An 18,010-nucleotide genomic window follows, 5' to 3' on the forward strand; every position below is an offset into this window, starting at 1 on the left:
TTTTACTGCGTTATTTTGTCGTTGATGCATAATCGAATTCATCCGGGTGCATCCCGTAACGGGCGTTTTCGTTCATGCCGTTAATGGTGTCCATATCTTTCGTATCGAGTTCAAAATCGAAGACCTCCGCATTGGAGCGGATCCGTTCGGCTGTTACTGATTTAGGAATAGACACAACGTTGTGCTGGAGTGCCCAGCGTACGAGAACCTGTGCCGGCGTTTTGCCGTGCTTGTCAGCAATTTCTTTCACAGCATCGTGTTCGAGAAGGTCGCCCTTGCCAAGCGGTCTCCATCCTTCAAGTTGAATGTCATGGTTTTGGCAATATTCCAGCAGCGCTTTTTGGAACAGGCGCGGATGGAACTCTACCTGGTTAACCATCGGTGTGATTTCCGCTGTTTTTAGCAGCTCTTCGAGGTGCTGGTCCGTAAAGTTACTGACGCCTATGGCGCGCACCTTGCCATCTTTATACAGCTTTTCGAGCGCTCCCCAGGTTTCTTTAAACATTCCGGGCACCGGCCAGTGGATTAAATAAAGATCCACTACATCGACACCGAGTTTTTTACGGGAACGCTCAAAGGCTTCCAGCGCTTCGTCGAAGCCATGTTCGTTGTTCCAGAGCTTTGTGGTAATAAATAATTCATTACGCGGCACTCCACTTTCCTGAATCGCTTCTCCGACACTTTCTTCGTTGTCGTAAAAGGATGCAGTGTCAATAGAGCGGTAGCCTGTCTGCAGGGCTGTTAACACAGCATTTTTCACCTCATCGCCCTTTTCTGCCTGGTAGACACCAAGGCCGAGCCAAGGCATTTTTACTCCGTTTGCTAACGTTGTTGCAGATGTTTGGATACTCATGTCTGATCTTCCTCCTCTGTTGGAATACACCAGTCAATCTCCGGCCGCCCGGCTTCTTTTAAAAACTGATTTGTTTTTGAAAATGGACGGCTGCCGAAAAATCCCTTGTTTGCGGAAAACGGACTCGGATGTGGTGATTTAATGACTAAATGGTGCTCATTAGTAATAAGTTCTTCTTTCGCCTGAGCATGGCGCCCCCACAAAATAAATACAACAGGATACTCTTTTTCATTCGTCAGCCGGATAACTTCATTCGTGAAGTCTTCCCACCCTTTTCCTTTGTGCGAATTTGCTTCCCCTTTTCGCACCGTAAGTACTGTGTTTAGCAGAAGCACTCCCTGCTTTGCCCAGGAAACCAAAGACCCATGCCGGGGCCTTTCACATCCCAGATCTTCTTCAAGCTCTGCGTGAATATTTTTTAGCGATGGCGGAATAGAGACCTCCGGATTCACTGAAAAACTTAACCCATGAGCCTGGTTTGGCCCATGATAAGGGTCCTGGCCGAGTATAACTACTTTAGTATTTTCATAGCCAGTGTAATGCAGCGCATTAAAGATGTCGTGCATATCAGGATAGACGGCATGCTCCTGATATTCCTTTTTTAAAAATTCCCGCAGCTCCTGATAGTATTCTTTGTCGAACTCTTTCTTGAGTACAGGATCCCAGTCATTCTGCAGAATTTCCATCACGGCGTCGACTCCTTCATCAGCTGACTTCTTTTACTGTCCATCCTAAATCATTAATATCCTTTTTTTCGACAGATCAAACGTAGCCCGACCCAGAATTGTCAATAGAAAGCCACTCCTATCCATTGTTTTTGCTTTACGGGCGCGTTACGATAAAAGAACATGAATGTGAGACAGGAAAGTGAAGGAGCGGCAGGCCATGAACGATACTCATACAGAAGCAAGACAGCCAAGCAGCATTAAAGCCATTATTTCGTTAGTACTTGGTTTTGATGCATTTATTTTTCTTGTAATTCTTTTTCCTTTCAGCCTAATTTTTGGCATTATCGGTTTGTGGACCGGCCTCAAAGCATTGAAGGATATTAAGAACCATCATTACCGAGGCAGAAAAGCGGCCTGGGCCGGAGTGATTTTCAGCTTAATTGGAATGGTGACAGGAGCCATTATTACGTTAAATGTATTTGTGCTATGAGAAAAGGCCGGCGGTTTCAGATGTGTATATTCTGATAGCGCCGGCCTTTTTTGCATAAAAAAAGAAGCACCTGGCAAATAAATGTTTGTTTATCCTCTGCTAAAACAGTACTATATAACCACTAAATACATTTTACAGAGAGGTATACGAATAAAAAGTTTGCCCTTTCCGTAGGTCTTGTTTCTTTACTCTCATTGTCAGCCTGCAGCACTTCCGCAAATTCTGAAGCTGCTGGAGGGATCTTCTGCGAAAGAAGAACTGCAGGAAGAAACGGCAGAAACTTTCCTTGAACCCAGCAAAGAGACAGAAGCTACACCAACGTTATTGCTTCTATTACGGAAAGCGACGCAGACGACCGCCTATCAAAACTTATCAGAGCTTTCCATCCAATACCGGTTCGAAAGAAACACTGCTGCAACATGCTTATGACACCGGAAATACATCTTTGTTATAGTCGAATTCGCATATGAAGAACAATTAAGTGGCTACAATGATTAAAACTCACTCAAGCGCATACTCCTTCAAGAATAAGCGCTTTTTGCATAGCTTTTATTTATGATACGGACTTCCTGCGTTAATCTGTACAGCCCGGTAAATCTGTTCTGTAAGCATCAAGCGTATTAATTGGTGCGGAAAAGTCAATTTGGAGAATGACCATTTAAAATCAGCCCGTTTTAATACTTCTTCAGAAAGACCGAGCGATCCCCCTATAACAAAAATGATAGTACTGGTTCCCTGTACAGCTGATTCGTGAAAGGTTGCAGCCAGTTGTTCAGAAGAAATCATTCTGCCTTCCGGCTCAAGAGCGATCACATACCCACGTTCGGGAACCTTTTTGAGAATACGTGCCCCTTCTGTCTCCTTCACCTGCTCCTTCTCCTTCTCGCTTGCCTGTTCCGGTGTTTTTTCATCCTTTACTTCCACAATTTCCACTGAGCCTTGTTTCGTTAGTCTTTTTCTATACTCAGCGATTCCTTCATTGATAAATGCTTCTTTGCATTTGCCGACAGCAATGATTAATATATTCACAGGTACTCCTCCAAAGTCTTAATTTTCCACAGAAATTGTCCACATATTCACAAGTGAACGACCTTAAATTGACACGGTAAATACTGATCTTTTTGTAAAATACTCACAGCCTGTGGATATTTTTTAGTGTTTATCCACAATTTTATACACACCCGGAGCTTTTTCTCTACCGTTTTCCACGGCATCATCCAACGCTTCTTCTAAGCGTTCTTCACAGCAGTATACCAAGGGGTTCCGTTGTTTCGCTTCCCGATTTTTTCAGCATCCATTGTAGCACAAATTCTTTTTCCAGCCATCGCCCTCCCTATTTATCCACAAAAAAAAGACCTTCGTTAAAAGGTCTTTAAATAATTTATTCACCTGTGGATGCAGTTTGGGTTAATTCTATCTCTGTAGTCTGCTTCTCTCCGTCCCGGTAATACGTTATAGTAACCGTATCCCCAATCTCAGCACTATTATACAGATACTCCCGGAGATCGCTGCCTCCCTGCACTTCTTCACCGTCAATTTGCGTAATGACGTCGTTTTGCTCAAGGCCTGCCTCCTGGGCATCAGAATTTGGCTGTACCTGAGTCACATATACTCCGTGATCCACGTCTTCCGGAAGCCCTAATTCTTCCGTCCAGTTATAGCTTGACAGCTCAGAAATAGATTGAATGGCTACTCCCAGCTGCGGGCGTTCTACTTCACCGTCTTCTTCTAAATCCTCAATGATCGGCACAGCTACCGACGTCGGAATTGAAAAGCCGATGCCTTCCACGGAAGATTGTGCAATTTTCATCGAATTAATTCCGATTACCTGGCCGGCACTATTAACCAGAGGGCCTCCGCTGTTACCTGGGTTAATCGCAGCGTCTGTCTGCATAACGTCTGCTTCCCAGTCATTCTGGCCGTCCCCGTTGTAATCGACAGGGATACTTCGGTCTTTTGCGCTGATAATCCCTTCAGTTACCGTCCGTGTTAAGTCTGTACCGAGCGGGTTCCCGATAGCGATAGCCTGGTCGCCAACCTGCACATCCTCGGAGCTGCCAAAGTCCGCGACGGTATTTATTTTTTCGCCGTCTACTTTTAACACAGCCAGATCAGTATAAGGATCGGTGCCGACAATTTCTGCTTCCAGCCGCGTATCATCCGCTAAGCTGATTTCTACAGAATTGGCTCCTTCCACTACATGATTGTTGGTCACAATAAATGCCGAGCCGTTTTCTTTTTTATAAATGACACCAGAGCCGGTTCCCTGTTCCACAGAGCCATCTTCCTGCCCCTCACTTCCCTGGCTGCCTTGAACGCCGGCGTTTTGTGCCTGTACCTGGTTAAATACTCCAACTACAGCGCCGGAGACTTTATCCGCTGCTGCTGTCACCGTACCGGAATCAGCGCTTACTTCCTCCGTGGAAACATTGGACCCGGAGCTGTCGTTTGAAAGATCAGCCGTCCCATCAACCGTTTCCGTGTTTTCCCCTGAAACTGAATCATATATAAAAGGTGCTGATACTGTCATTACCCCTGCACCGATAATGGCCCCCACAAAGCCTGCGATACCTACATTTCTGCGATTTCTTTTTTGTTTATGGCTTTCTTTTCTTGCATGATCATCATAATAACCCATATTCCGACACTTCCTTTTCCATAAGATACCGGGACTTCTTCCAGTGCTTTTGATGCAGGTTGAAACAAGAGCCCTTTATCATACCCGTCTCGGGTGCCGGGATGTATATTTATTGTACGAAGAAAAAGCACGCTCCGTCTAGTAAAAGGGCGTGCTTTTGATAATTTTTTACGTTTATAAAAAATACCCGGCAGGTGTACTACATGTCTTAGGTTAGAGGGTATGCAGGCTGGTGGGAACAAACGGATCCGTATCGTAAAGGTGAAACGTATGGCCTATCCCTGTTTCCTCTTCCTCAAGTACCTGCTGCACCGTCATTCGTGCCAGGTCTTTCATATTATTATCCCGACTTAAGTGAGCAAGATAAATTCTACTCGTCCGGTCACCGACAACATCAGCGAGTGCATAGGCGGAGTCTTCATTCGATACGTGGCCGGAATCACCAAGGATACGTTTTTTAACATTCCACGGATAGTGGCCCATGCGCAGCAGATTAATATCATGATTTGACTCAAAAATGTACGCATCGGCATTTTTTACCGTGCCTTTGATCTGGTCGCTGACATACCCCATGTCTGTGGCAAGCGCCAACTTTTTACCTTCATTATGGAAAACAAAAAACATTGGATCCACAGCATCATGCGATACATGGAACGGTTCGAGCTCAATGTTTCCGAACAACGCCGGCTGATTCCGTTCAAGATGAAATTTTTGTTCGAGAGGCACCTTGCCGATCAGCCCTTCCATGGCCTGCCAGGTTTTTGGGTTGGCATAAACCGGCAGCTGGTATTTTCGGCTTAATACTCCCGCACTTTTAATATGGTCGCTGTGTTCATGCGTGATAATCAAGGCATCCAGTGCCGCTGGATCAACGCCAATGGCACATAAATTCTCCACTATTTTTTTGCCGCTCAAGCCTGCATCAATCAACAAACGCTGCTTTCCGGTCTGTACGTATATGGCATTACCTGTACTGCCGCTGGCAAGTACGCTGAACTGCAATGTCATTCTATCCTCCTGCTTTCTCTATTCACCGGCCGGTGCTTCTTCCCCGTTTTCTGCCGGTCCATTCTCTTCCGCATTTTCCTCAGAGCCGGTGCCGTTCTCAGGCACTTCCGGCTCGACCATAACGTCTTCTTCGCCGTTATTCTCCATAACCTGATCCCATGACTGGACACGCTGAGTTCTTGCGTTCACCAGGTACCTGGATTCTCCATTTACTTCTACAATATACATGGGTGTATATAAATAAACGTTTTCCCCCTGTGGTGTCACCTGGTTAAAGTAACCGACGCTCACATCGGTCACCGTATCGTTAGTCTGCAAAATACCGTTACTTGGGTTCCCCAGGGCTTCGATAGCATCCTCTGGGGGAATTGTACTATCGGCAGGAGTGGCGTCGAGCTCAAAATATGACTGGCGGAAGCCGACAATCTCGTTTTGGTCGTTAAACACCAGTTCAAGCTGAGCAGACGTTTCCGGCTTATATATTTGTTTATTGTCAAATGTCTGGTAGTAATACTGCCTGTTTAACTCTTCATCCATCTGGCCCTGCTCATAGTCTTCCGCTCTCCAGACATAATTGTTTAAAAAGGCAGCCAAATCTTCGTTCCGGTTATCCTCAGATATTTCTACCGGCTCCTCGAGGGTAGCGCTCATTCCAATCAATCGTTCGTTTGATATATACGTAATATCGTTGATGTTTGAATTACCCTCTACTTTCTGGGAGCGGTTGCCGCTTTCAAAATCCATGTAGCTCGCTTCGAGGTGAAGCTGTTCAATCCGCTCCGGAAGCTCCTCTTCCTCGTAACCATAAAGCCGCTGTTCCGATTCTTCTCCGCTCGTTTGAGAGGCGGAGCTTTGCTGGTAGTTGGTCTGCTGTTCTAAATAGCTAGAGAGCAAAAACGTATTAAGAAGCAGGAAAACAATAATAAAAATGGTCTTTGTTCTTGCCCAGTCCATCTTATTCTCCTCCTTCTCCGTTGTCGTCTCCATTAAAGTCCACAGGGGACCAGCTGCCGTCGCAGCGGACAAACCATCCGGGCTCCAAGTCATAATAGCCGGAATTCTCCCCGTTCCTTGAAATGCTGTATCCAATTTGGAGATCCTCGATCAGGGAGGTACTGCACTGCTCCTGGACCGTGGCGAGCGTCTCTTCCCCAGTGGGAAGATCGGTGGAAACACTAGCGTCCCCGGTTCTGACCGGGTTGTTTTCCAAATCAAACAGCGGACGCGAGTATCCACTCGTCTGCGTGCCCACATTAGACACCTGAATGGAAGCAAAATCGCTGCCGTTGGAATCACGAAAGACGGGCAGGCCCCCTTTATTCATCCTGAACGTAACCGTCGTTTCCCCGTCCAGGGTATTAGAATCATAATACTGGTAATCATCCGACCAGCCGGCGTGATTATTTACAAATTCAAATGAAGAAACCAGGCTGCTCGTGTTATTCCCGTCTGTCTGCTCGGAGTAAGTCGGATTAGCGTAGCGAAGGTAATCGCCGGCATTGTTAATCCGCAGCTCTCTCGTGCCGTCTGTAATAACCTCTGACGAGTCATAGTTATACGTCTGAAGGTTTTGGCCATTTCCTTCCGGCAGCAATACCTGCTGAAAGCTGTCGGCTGACAGACTTGTTGAAGCGTAAGTATAGTTCGTACGGGAGCCGGGATTCTCAGGAATATAAATATGCTTTTCATACCCTTCCTCATCAGTGCTGTATGTGAGCATGCTTTCGTGCTCTGTGAGATACCGTTCGTACTCTACATCGCTTTTATCAAGGCTTGTATTGCTGTTTACAACGACACCTTCACTATAGGAAACAAATGCAGCGTTCAGTTCTTCGCTTCCAGGTGAAGCTGTTAATATAATACGGTCAATTGAGCCGTCCAGGATGCTGGAGGCTTCCTCGCTTTCATCTTCAAAGCTGAATAACTCGTTTACCATCGACCACGACACCGGTGACGGAAATACAAACTCCGTGGAGTACTCCGCTGAGGAAGCGTTTTGATACAGTTCGTCATGATCGAGATCGGTTGCTGTTGTTTCTGTAATACTCGCTTCCTCAAGCTGCCGGAAGGCTTTATCCAGATCGGTTGAAGCCTGGTCCTCTGTCATGAGAACATTTCTTCCATTTGAACGCACGACTGCCTGATTCGGGCGGATGACTTCTCCTGCTTCCCGGGTCTCTGCTATTTCCGTCGTTTCCTGTACGCTTTCAGAAGAATTGACATTATCATATTCGGGCTGAAACGACCAATTCTGCCAGGTAAGAAGCAGACTTCCCAGCACTAGAATCGTCAACACCCAGGATTTAATGGTTTCTTTCATGATCCAGCCTCCGCTTTATTAATTACTGAATACGGCAGCGTAATTAATATAGTGGTTCCTTTTTTCCATTCGCTGTCAGCCGCAATCCTTCCACCGTGTGCGTGGATAAATTCTTTGGCAATCGCAAGCCCCAGGCCGGTACCGCCAAGATTTCTCGCTCTTGCTTTATCCACCCGGTAAAAGCGATCAAAAATACGGTGCTGGCTTTCTTTTGGAATTCCAACGCCCTGGTCGCTGATTTCAACATCTACAGCGTCAGCACGCGTAAACATCTGCACACTGATTTCTCCTCCATCCGGTGAGTATTTCACGGCATTCGAAAGCACATTATCAAATACTTGATAAATTCTGTCTTTGTCCATGTCTACATATACCGGGTAGGAGGGGACCTCTTTATAGAAAGCAATGTTTTTATCTTTATTAATCATTTCAAAACGTTCAATGACCTGGTTTATCATTTCAGACAGATCCACTGTAAAAAACTCCAGGCTGATTTCGTCACTATCCATCCGTGAAAGCTGAAGCAGATCATTCACGAGCCGGATCATTCTGTCCGTTTCATTCTGGGTTACCTGTAAAAACCGGGGCCCAAGATTTTCGTCCTGCATCGCTCCGTCCTCCAGGGCTTCCATGTAGCTTTTCAGCGTAGTCAGCGGAGTTCTTAATTCATGGGAGACGTTCGATACAAATTCCCGGCGCTCTCTTTCGATTTTTTCCTGCTCCGTGACATCATGAAGCACTGTAATCAGCCCGGTCACCGGCCCGTCTTCGTTCCGTACGATCGAAAAGTTTGCCTGCAGCAGAAAATCCTGTTCCTCGCTGCTGAAATCAAGCATAATCGCTTCATTATAATCGTACAGATCACTCGACGTTAACGTCTCTGACAGGTGCAGCGCCTCCGTAATGTACGTGCCTTCCATTTCATCGCTGTTTTTGTTCAACAGCTGCTCGGCACGCTTGTTCATCAAAATAATACGGCCAAGTTCGTCAGTAGCTATAACGCCATCCGTCATATGGGTCAACACCGAGCTTAATTTCTTTCGCTCGTCTTCGGTGCTTGCCTGGCTTTCTTTTAATTTCAGCGTCAGCTGGTTAAAGGAATGGGCCAACTGCCCAATCTCATCGTTACCATACACACGAACTCTGCGGGAAAAGTCTCCCTCTCCCATAATTTTCGCCTGGCGCTGCATATCTGCGATTGGGCGCGTAATTGTGCGCGCAAGCAGAATTCCAAGGATGGCATTTAAAATCAGCACGATAATGCTTGCTGCAATCAAAATACTGCTAATATCGTTTACCAGGCTGTATACGCTCGACATGTCAGAACGCACATACAATACGCCCAGAATTTCCCCATCCTCTTCGATCGGCCGCACAATTAAGCTGACCCTGTGGCCGCTCTCGGCATCCCAGCGTACTTCCTCCAGCGTATTTCCTAATAACGCCCGCTGCACAAGGTCATCGTTCGATTGATTATTGACGATATCCTGCTCATTTATATTCGACGTACCTAAAATAATTTGATTGGAGCCGATGACCCTTGCTTCCGGACTCGAGTGGCCGGGATCATTGTTGGCTCCTGAGTTGGCAAATTGGCTTAATAAACTGTCGATATCTTCCTGAACCGTATTATCGTCTTCTCCCCGACTCTGTGTCAGTTCCTCCTGCACATTATACTCCAGAAGATCTGTCTGCTCGGCGAGCGTATCATTAAAATTCTCTACGAGCGTATCTTCAAGCGCGCTCGTAAAGAATACGGTAATGAACTGCATCGCTACAAAAATCAGCAGCACGAAGATCAAAATGAGTTTAAAATGAATCGATTTGAAAAAATCGATAATCTTCATACCTTACTTCTCCTGTTCTGGATGTTTTAAGTAGTAACCTACCCCACGTCTTGTCACAATCCATTCAGGGAAGCTCGGATTGTCTTCTACTTTCTCTCTCAGACGGCGTACCGTTACGTCCACGGTACGTACGTCCCCAAAGTAATCGTAGCCCCACACCGCCTGAAGAAGATGCTCTCTCGTCATCACCTGGCCGATGTGGCGGGCAAGATATAGCACCAACTCAAATTCACGGTGCGTAAGATCCATCGGGTCCCCGCGTTTTGTTACCAAATACGCATCCGGATCTACTAGAAGGTCGCCGATTTTTATAGCGTTCTGGGGCTCCGTACTTCCTTCTTCCGCTGCCGGCTGTTTCCTGCGGAGATTGGCTTTCACTCTGGCCAGAAGCTCCCGGTTGCTGAACGGCTTTGTTACATAATCATCTGCTCCAAGCTCCAGGCCGAGAACCTTATCGATTTCCCCGTCTTTGGCGGTTAACATAATAATCGGCATATCAAACCGTTTTCGGACTTCTCTGCATACTTCCATGCCATCCTTGTTTGGAAGCATGACGTCGAGAAGAATAAGGTCAGGACCGAAATTGTCCACCTTTTCTAGTGCTTCATCACCATCGTAAGCACAAACGACCTGAAACCCTTCTTTTTGAAGATTAAACTCCAATATATCAGCAATTGGCTGTTCATCATCGACTACTAATATTTTCTCGTCCATGTTCCCACCGCTCCATTCCTCAAATGTGAAAAGGCATAAATTCACTCATCTATGTGTAGTAACACTCAGCACGGGCATGCCTTTTTATGTTTATTGCAAAATATTTAAGCGGATTACAATACTCTTTCATATTGTAACATAGCTCTTTATCTCTTCCTATCGAGGCCCGGAGCCTGTGAAAAAAGCGCCTGGACGTTGAAGTCCAGGCGCTGGTTATCTTATAAAATGGTGGCTCGAGACGGAATCGAACCGCCGACACGAGGATTTTCAGTCCACTGCTCTACCGACTGAGCTATCGAGCCATAATAAAAGAGTATTTCTGCTTGAATGCTTTTCTTGCCTTTAGACTAATTGTCCTTATCCTCATTCTTTGCTTATTCGATGAAGCAATTAGGGACGGACAACTCGCAGAACATTCGGAGAAGTAATGCTTGCTGTTCTACTGACCGAGCCGCCTTAAAATTTGCAAATCAGAAAATTAAAATGGCGGGCCTGACGGGATTTGAACCCGCGATCTCCTGCGTGACAGGCAGGCATGTTAACCACTACACCACAGGCCCTTTTAAAAAGAATACACCGTGAATCTTTAGTCTGTTCCATTTCTTTTTGCTAAAGAAAATGGTGACCCGTACGGGATTCGAACCCGTGTTACCGCCGTGAAAGGGCGGTGTCTTAACCACTTGACCAACGGGCCTTTCATGGTGAGCCATGGAGGATTCGAACCTCCGACCCTCTGATTAAAAGTCAGATGCTCTACCAACTGAGCTAATGGCTCTTGATACGAAGAAATTGTCGCTGTGGATAACGACAACATGAGTAATATTATCACGTCACAGTATCAATTTCAACTAGTTTTATATGAAAAAAATGATTCTTGGAAAAAAGCATCTGCCTCTGTGGCAGATGCTTAGTGATTTTTATTGGATCGCCCATACACCGCGGACCATATTTGTCTGATTCCGATCCGGGCCTACGGAGAAAATGCTGATAGGAATGTTGGTCAGCTGGGAGATACGTTCAATGTAGTGACGGGCGTTTACTGGAAGGTCCCCGAGCGAAGAAGCACCGGTGATGTCTTCTGTCCAGCCGGGCAGTTCTTCATAAATCGGCTCGCACTCGGCAAGTACTTTAAGACTCGCAGGGAATTCTTCCATAATCTCTCCCCGATACTTGTAGGCTTTACATATTTTCAATGTTTCAATACCGGTCAAAACATCAATGGAATTTAAGGATAAATCGGTAATACCGCTCACTCTGCGCGCATGGCGTACGACAACGCTGTCGAACCAGCCAACTCGGCGGGGCCGGCCGGTAGTAGTTCCGTATTCGTTTCCAACTTCACGAATCTGCTCTCCGGTTTCGTCGGAAAGCTCTGTTGGAAACGGCCCGTCACCCACACGGGTTGTATATGCTTTAGAAACACCCACCACATGCTGAATTTTGGACGGTCCTACCCCGGAGCCAATAGTTACGCCGCCGGCAATAGGATTCGAAGACGTTACAAATGGATATGTGCCCTGGTCAATATCAAGCATGACACCCTGCGCGCCTTCAAACAGTACACGGCGGCCTTTATCGATCGCTTCATTCAATTCTACCGAGGTATCACATACGTACTTCGCAAAAAACTGGCCGTAGTCGTAGTATTCATCCAAAATATCTTCAAGTTCAAATCCTTCTGCGTCATACATTCTTTCCAGCAGGCGATTCTTTTCTTTTAAATTCCGTGACAGCTTTTCCCGGAATTCATCTTTGTCCAGAAGGTCCGCAATACGGATGCCGACACGCGCCGCCTTATCCATATACGCCGGGCCGATGCCTTTTCGGGTCGTTCCAATTTTATTTGTGCCTTTGCTGTCTTCTTCCACAGCATCGAGACGCAGGTGATACGGTAGAATAACGTGCGCCCGGTTGCTGATACGCAGATTGCTTGTATCCACCCCGCGCTCATGAAGATATTCCAGCTCTTCGACAAGCGCTTTCGGGTCGATAACCATGCCATTTCCAATGACACAGGTCTTGTCATCATAAAAAATTCCGGACGGAATTAAATGAAGTTTGTATTTAGTTCCCCCGAACACAATCGTATGACCCGCGTTATTTCCACCCTGGTAACGAGCCACAACCTCTGCATTTTCTGATAAGTAATCCGTCACTTTTCCTTTTCCTTCGTCTCCCCACTGAGTTCCTACAATTACTATTGACGACACAGCGTCCACCTCCACAATCTCTCCTGCCGGCACCTTAGGCATGTTTTTTCTTTGCTTATTCGATAACGTTCAGTTGGCTTCATTTAAAACTTTCATATGAATTCCACTCTGGAGAAAATCCCTTAGATAGTCTATCAACCACGGCTGACAAAGTCAATAAAACACGAACATTAAAAGTTTTATTAGCTTAATTTGTTCGTTTATGTAAAAAGCCCGAAGCTTAAGCTCCGGGCGGGATTTGATTATCGTCATGTCGCCGGTCCAAATTAACGAATTTATTGTATTCCTTAATAAAAGCAAGCTCTGCCGTACCGACCGGGCCATTACGTTGTTTGGCGATAATAATTTCAATAATATTTTGGTTTTCAGATTCCTGGTCATAGTAATCATCACGGTACAAAAACGATACGATATCTGCGTCCTGCTCGATACTTCCAGATTCCCTCAGGTCAGACATCATCGGGCGTTTATCCTGCCTGGACTCTACTCCGCGGGAAAGCTGGGACAGCGCAATCACTGGCACATTGAGTTCACGGGCAAGAGCTTTTAAATTACGGGAAATTTCCGAGACTTCCTGCTGGCGGCTTTCTCCGCCCCTGCTGCTTCCCTGGATCAACTGCAGATAATCAATCAAAATCATGCCAATACCCCGTTCCTGCTTCAAACGAAGGCATTTTGCGCGTATGTCGTTTACCCGGATGCCCGGGGAATCATCAATAAAAATGCCAGCCGAAGATAAGCTTCCCATCGCCATCGTCAGCTTTTCCCAGTCCTCTTCCTGCAAAGCACCGGTACGAAGACGATTGGCGTCAATATTTCCTTCCGCACAGAGCATACGCTGCACAAGTTGGGCAGCACCCATCTCCAGGCTGAATATTGCTACGTTTTCTTCAGACTTTGTCGCAATGTTCTGGGCGATATTTAAGGCAAAAGCTGTTTTCCCCATCGAAGGCCTGGCAGCTACAATAACTAAGTCACTGCGCTGAAAACCGGCTGTCATATGGTCAAGTTCGGCAAAGCCGCTTGCGATTCCGGTGACATCATTTTCCCGGTTTTGCAGCATTTCAATATTGTCATATGTTTCAATGAGTACGTCTTTAATAGAAACAAAGGCCGAGGACCGGCGTTCCTGTGATACTTCCATAATGGTTTTTTCAGCTTCATTAAGTACTTCCTCTACATCGTGTTCTCCGCTGTAGCCTTCATTTACTATGTTGGTTGCTGCCCTTATCAGCCGCCGAAGCAGGGATTTGCTGTATACACCCTGGCTGTAATATCCAACGTTTGCTGCTGTCGGTACAGCATTTGCCAGATCGGTCAGATACGACAGGCCGCCGATTTCTTCAAGTGCCTGCTTTGTCTGCAGTTCCGTGCTGACTGTAATAAGGTCGACCGGTTCTCCCCGTTCAGACAGCTCAATCATCGTATTAAAAATACGCTGGTGCGACTGGCGATAGAAGTCTTCCGGCACCAAATGCTCCGTGGCAGTAATGAGTGCTTCTCCCTCTAGAAAGACAGCACCTAAAACGGCCTGTTCTGCTTCAATATTCTGCGGGGGGACCCGTTCTGTGAAAATATCATTCATTGCTTTCACCTCGATAGAACGTGTTGAAAAAAGAGCCTGGTTCTTACCCTCTGTTTATGACGGGGAAACAGGCTCTTTATTCATCCACGCAGCTGTTACTCTTCGGTCACGTGTACGTTTACGACAGCCGTGACTTCAGGATGGATCTTGATTGGTACTTTTGTGTAGCCAAGCGAACGAATTGGCTGGTCAATTTCTATTTTTCTTTTATCTACTTTCATGTCCATGCTCTTCAGTTTTTCAGCAATTTGTTTTGTAGAAACCGCTCCGAACAAACGGCCGCCTTCGCCCGCTTTAGCTGTGAGCTCCACATCTGTTTTTTCGAGCTGCTCTTTAAACTTCTTCGCCTGCTCGAGCTCTTCCTGCTCCCGCTCTTTTTGCTTTTTCTGCGTAGCTTCCAGGTCCCGCAGGTTGCCTTTGCTCGCTTCTACGGCAAGGTTTTTCTTTAACAGGTAGTTTCTGGCGTATCCTTCGGAAACGTCTGCAACTTCACCTTTTTTCCCCTGGCCCTTTACGTCCTGCTTCAATATAACTTTCATTCGGTTGTGCCCCCTTGCAAATATTCATCAATGGCCTGCTTCAGGCGTTTTTCCGCTTCATCAATCGTAACGTCGGTCAACTGCGTTGCTGCATTCGTCAAATGACCGCCTCCGCCTAAAGCTTCCATTATTAACTGCACGTTCACTTCACCCAGTGAACGGGCGCTGATACTAATTTTATCATCCTGGCGCTTAGATATCACAAAAGAACCTTTAATATCATTCATCGTAAGCAGGGTGTCTGCTGCCTGGGCGATTAAAATCTGGCCGTACATTTCGTCTTCTGCTGCTGCTGCGACAGCCATTCCATCCCGGTACACTTCTGCCCGTTCGATAAGGTGCGACCGCTCCACGTATTGATCGAGATCTTCTTTTAACAGCATCTGCACCATCGTCGTATCGGCCCCGTGCATTTTTAAAAATGAGGCTGCATCAAATGTTCTCGATCCTGTCCGGATGGCAAAGCTTTTCGTATCCACAATAATGCCTGCGAGCATTGCTGTTGCTTCAAGCACGTCCATGCTGAGCTTTTTCGGCTGATACTCCAAAAGCTCCGTTACAAGCTCGGCTGTGGAGGAAGCGTACGGCTCCATATATACAAGCACCGGGTCTTCAATGAACTCTTCTCCCCGGCGGTGGTGGTCAAGCACAATCGTACGGTTCACGCGGTCAATCAGCCGCGGCTCAATAACCATGGATGGTTTGTGTGTGTCCACGACAACAAGCAGCGTATGCTTTGTCACTTCATCCATTGCTTCTGAAGGCGTAATAAATTGAGACCACAGATATTCATGGTTTTCGATTTCTTCCATCAGCTTTTTCACGTCCGGATTAATTTCATCCGGGTCCACTACAACATACGCATCCGTATTGTTTACTTCCGCGATTTTAAGTACACCGATCGCAGCGCCAATCGCATCCATGTCCGGGTTCTTATGCCCCATTACAATAACCTGGTCGCTTTCAAGCACGAAATCACGCAGCGCGTGGGAAATAACTCTAGCGCGAACTCTCGTGCGTTTTTCGACTGCGTTGGACTTTCCGCCATAAAAACGCACTTTTCCATTAGCATCTTTGATGGCTACCTGGTCGCCTCCACGTCCAAGCGCCAGATCCAAACTGGACTGAGCCAGCGAACCAAGCTCCTGGAGCGAAGGCTCGCCCGCTCCAATGCCAATGCTCAGCGTAATGGTTACTTTTTCTTTACTGGTAATATCACGAACGTAATCGAGTAGTTCAAACTTTGTCTGCTCGAGATGATCAAGGGCCCCCTGATTCATGACAGCAATAAACCGGTCCACTGCAATACTTCGCAGTAAAATGTCATGATCGCCCGCCCATTCATTTAAAGCGGTGGTTACATGACTCATCAGCCGGCTTCTTGTCTGATCATCCATGCCCTGGGTGACTTCGGTGAAATTATCTAAATAAATAAATGATACAACGGATTTTTCTTTTTGATAAAGCGCCTGGGTATCTATCGTTTCGGTCATATCAAAAAAGTACAGCAGGCGTTCTTCGCGGTGAATATACACTGTGTAATGGCGATTTCTCATCGTCAGCTGTATTTCACTTTCGCCCTGCTTAATCGCTGCAGACAGACGTTCAGAAACAGTACTGAGCGGTTTTCCCATGAACTCTTTCGGTAGATAGGAAAGAATAAAGGGATTTGCCCACTGTACTTGATAATCCCTGTCGTACAGCAATATGCCTATGGGCATTTCAGTGACTGCTTCTTCCCCCGCCTTGTTCACCCGGTGGGTCAGCGTAGATATATACCGCTCCAGCTCTTTTTCAAATGAACGCTCCGCCTGGATAACATAAACAGCCAAAGCTCCGAGCAAAATAAAACCTACAGCCCCTATTTCCCATTGAAACCATGTGAGAAAGGCCAGGGCTATTCCGGCTAGTATGAACAATCCGACGATATGATAGCCGTACCACCGCCGTATTAAAAACTTCGGCATGTAACTCAACCCCTACTTCGTGTCGGTTTGAATGCGTTGCTTCAAATTTAGACCTAAATCTATTATACCTAAAATGCGGGCTAAAAATAATGCTATTGTTGATAATAATATACTCCCGACGATAATGAGAACCCCGTAGTATTTTGGATAGGATTTGGCATGCAGAAAATAGAAAATAACGGTAAAGCCCTGAATCGCTACAGCCAGCTCCAAAAGAGGGAAAAGGTTCATGACAACAATATACATAGCTGTGCCTTCTTCAAGCCCAATCAAAATAAATATAGAACCGGTCAAATAATACCATATAAGGGACCTCGGAAAGTTCCAGTTTCGAAATGCCGGAAACTGCTGATAATCCACCCGGACACGCTTCAGAATAATGTGGGCAAACGCCTGAGTTATAAACGAAAGAATAATGCCTGTACCGATAAGGAGAACTGGGCCGATATATTGAATCAGCGTAACCATCTCAGCCAGGGCGTCCAGGTTCGAGGTATTTTGATCAATGCTTTCCATCATGCTTCTCGCCTGGGAAATAGACTCGTTCAGTGTTTGTTGTATTAATTGGATAGGGTCAATATTAAACAGAAAAACGGAGCTCAAATAAAATAGAACCAGGCCGGTTATATATGCCACAGTCCCCGCAGCAAACACAGCAAAAGCGGGTTTCCTTTGATGAATAAGTGCCCCGGCCGCAATGCCTCCAAGACCGAAAATCAAAGCCGTCGGAAAGCCGATCCCACCCGTAAACAGAGTGGCAAGCAGCGCACAGACAATAAACATAAAAATGCCCGGCTTCCATCCGTTTCTTGCTACAAAAATAATAAACGGAAGCGGCATCGCTATCGTTAATAAACTCCCCAGGACCGGCACAAAAATCAACAGCAGTACCAGCACCAGGAACACAGCGCTAAAAACAGCTGCTTCTGCGACACTTCTAGCGTTTCTCACTTCACGTTCACCTCATTTGCAAAGGCAGTCAAATAAATGTACAGCAGCCGCTCAGCGCTTTCACTCCAACATTATCCCCGTGCTGCCTTTATTCCTTCGTATTCATGGAAATTCCATTCGTTCATTTTAGCTTATTCCTTTTCAAAAAGAAAGACGAAAAGCCGAATAGTCAAAGGCTGTCCATATTTAAAAAGCGCTGACTTCCGCCAGCGCCCTGTTT

General features: G+C 46.3%; 15 protein-coding genes and 4 tRNA genes. 1 reads left to right on the forward strand and 18 read right to left on the reverse strand.

Translation table 11 applies throughout. The features are described 5' to 3' along the window. Positions 1-10: 10 nt before the first annotated feature. Positions 11-853: an aldo/keto reductase gene (locus CHL76_RS06905; RefSeq protein ID WP_079474501.1), complete on the reverse strand. Its 843-nt coding sequence runs from the start codon at positions 851-853 to the stop codon at positions 11-13. After that, positions 850-1,539, reverse strand: coding sequence for a uracil-DNA glycosylase (locus tag CHL76_RS06910; RefSeq protein WP_079474500.1), 690 nt, complete (start codon positions 1,537-1,539; stop codon positions 850-852). The genes CHL76_RS06905 and CHL76_RS06910 overlap by 4 nt, the downstream gene beginning before the upstream one ends. A 199-nt stretch (positions 1,540-1,738) precedes the next feature. Here CHL76_RS06910 and CHL76_RS06915 point away from each other — a divergent pair, with 199 nt between their 5' ends. Continuing rightward, a complete protein-coding gene (locus tag CHL76_RS06915) occupies positions 1,739-2,011 on the forward strand; it encodes a DUF4190 domain-containing protein (protein ID WP_079474499.1) in 273 nt (90 codons plus the stop codon). A 549-nt stretch (positions 2,012-2,560) separates the two neighbouring features. Here CHL76_RS06915 and rlmH read toward each other — a convergent pair. From rlmH to CHL76_RS07000, 16 genes are all read right to left on the reverse strand, one after another. After that, entirely contained in the window at positions 2,561-3,040 is a 480-nt protein-coding gene (gene rlmH / locus CHL76_RS06925) for a 23S rRNA (pseudouridine(1915)-N(3))-methyltransferase RlmH (protein WP_079474497.1), read from the reverse strand. Positions 3,041-3,392: 352 nt separating this feature from the next. Beyond that, positions 3,393-4,649, reverse strand: a complete 1,257-nt coding sequence (locus CHL76_RS06930; protein ID WP_094908169.1) for a S1C family serine protease — start codon at positions 4,647-4,649, stop codon at positions 3,393-3,395. Positions 4,650-4,862: 213 nt separating this feature from the next. Next, on the reverse strand, positions 4,863-5,657 hold the full coding sequence (locus CHL76_RS06935) for an MBL fold metallo-hydrolase (protein WP_094908170.1): 795 nt from the start codon (positions 5,655-5,657) through the stop codon (positions 4,863-4,865). An 18-nt stretch (positions 5,658-5,675) separates the two neighbouring features. Next, positions 5,676-6,611, reverse strand: a complete 936-nt coding sequence (gene yycI / locus CHL76_RS06940) for a two-component system regulatory protein YycI (RefSeq protein ID WP_158219095.1) — start codon at positions 6,609-6,611, stop codon at positions 5,676-5,678. 1 nt (position 6,612) lies between these two features. Continuing rightward, entirely contained in the window at positions 6,613-7,977 is a 1,365-nt protein-coding gene (locus CHL76_RS06945) for a YycH family regulatory protein (protein ID WP_094908172.1), read from the reverse strand. Beyond that, positions 7,974-9,824, reverse strand: coding sequence for a cell wall metabolism sensor histidine kinase WalK (walK, locus tag CHL76_RS06950; RefSeq protein ID WP_079474492.1), 1,851 nt, complete (start codon positions 9,822-9,824; stop codon positions 7,974-7,976). The genes CHL76_RS06945 and walK overlap by 4 nt, the downstream gene beginning before the upstream one ends. 3 nt (positions 9,825-9,827) lie before the next feature. Next, positions 9,828-10,538, reverse strand: a complete 711-nt coding sequence (gene yycF / locus CHL76_RS06955; RefSeq protein ID WP_079474491.1) for a response regulator YycF — start codon at positions 10,536-10,538, stop codon at positions 9,828-9,830. 226 nt (positions 10,539-10,764) lie between these two features. After that, a tRNA-Phe gene (locus tag CHL76_RS06960) sits at positions 10,765-10,840 on the reverse strand. Positions 10,841-11,022: 182 nt separating this feature from the next. Further along, positions 11,023-11,098 (reverse strand) — tRNA-Asp (locus CHL76_RS06965). Positions 11,099-11,157: 59 nt separating this feature from the next. Beyond that, a tRNA-Glu gene (locus CHL76_RS06970) sits at positions 11,158-11,232 on the reverse strand. Between the two features lie 5 nt (positions 11,233-11,237). After that, positions 11,238-11,313: transfer RNA gene (locus CHL76_RS06975), tRNA-Lys, on the reverse strand. 142 nt (positions 11,314-11,455) lie between these two features. Continuing rightward, on the reverse strand, positions 11,456-12,748 hold the full coding sequence (locus CHL76_RS06980; RefSeq protein WP_079475045.1) for an adenylosuccinate synthase: 1,293 nt from the start codon (positions 12,746-12,748) through the stop codon (positions 11,456-11,458). A 220-nt stretch (positions 12,749-12,968) separates the two neighbouring features. Next, the gene (dnaB, locus tag CHL76_RS06985) at positions 12,969-14,333 is read right to left on the reverse strand and encodes a replicative DNA helicase (RefSeq protein WP_094908173.1); all 1,365 of its coding nucleotides are present in this window, start codon (positions 14,331-14,333) and stop codon (positions 12,969-12,971) included. Between the two features lie 95 nt (positions 14,334-14,428). Next, a complete protein-coding gene (gene rplI, locus CHL76_RS06990) occupies positions 14,429-14,872 on the reverse strand; it encodes a 50S ribosomal protein L9 (protein WP_079474489.1) in 444 nt (147 codons plus the stop codon). Further along, positions 14,869-16,839, reverse strand: coding sequence for a DHH family phosphoesterase (locus CHL76_RS06995; protein ID WP_079474488.1), 1,971 nt, complete (start codon positions 16,837-16,839; stop codon positions 14,869-14,871). Before CHL76_RS06995 ends, rplI begins: the two co-directional genes overlap by 4 nt. Before the next feature lie 12 nt (positions 16,840-16,851). Then, positions 16,852-17,790 (reverse strand): YybS family protein, encoded by a 939-nt coding sequence (locus tag CHL76_RS07000; RefSeq protein WP_094908174.1) that lies wholly within the window; start codon positions 17,788-17,790, stop codon positions 16,852-16,854. Between the last annotated feature and the right edge of the window lie 220 nt (positions 17,791-18,010).

It is taken from the genome of Marinococcus halophilus (assembly GCF_002265875.1).
GTDB lineage: Bacteria > Bacillota > Bacilli > Bacillales > Marinococcaceae > Marinococcus > Marinococcus halophilus.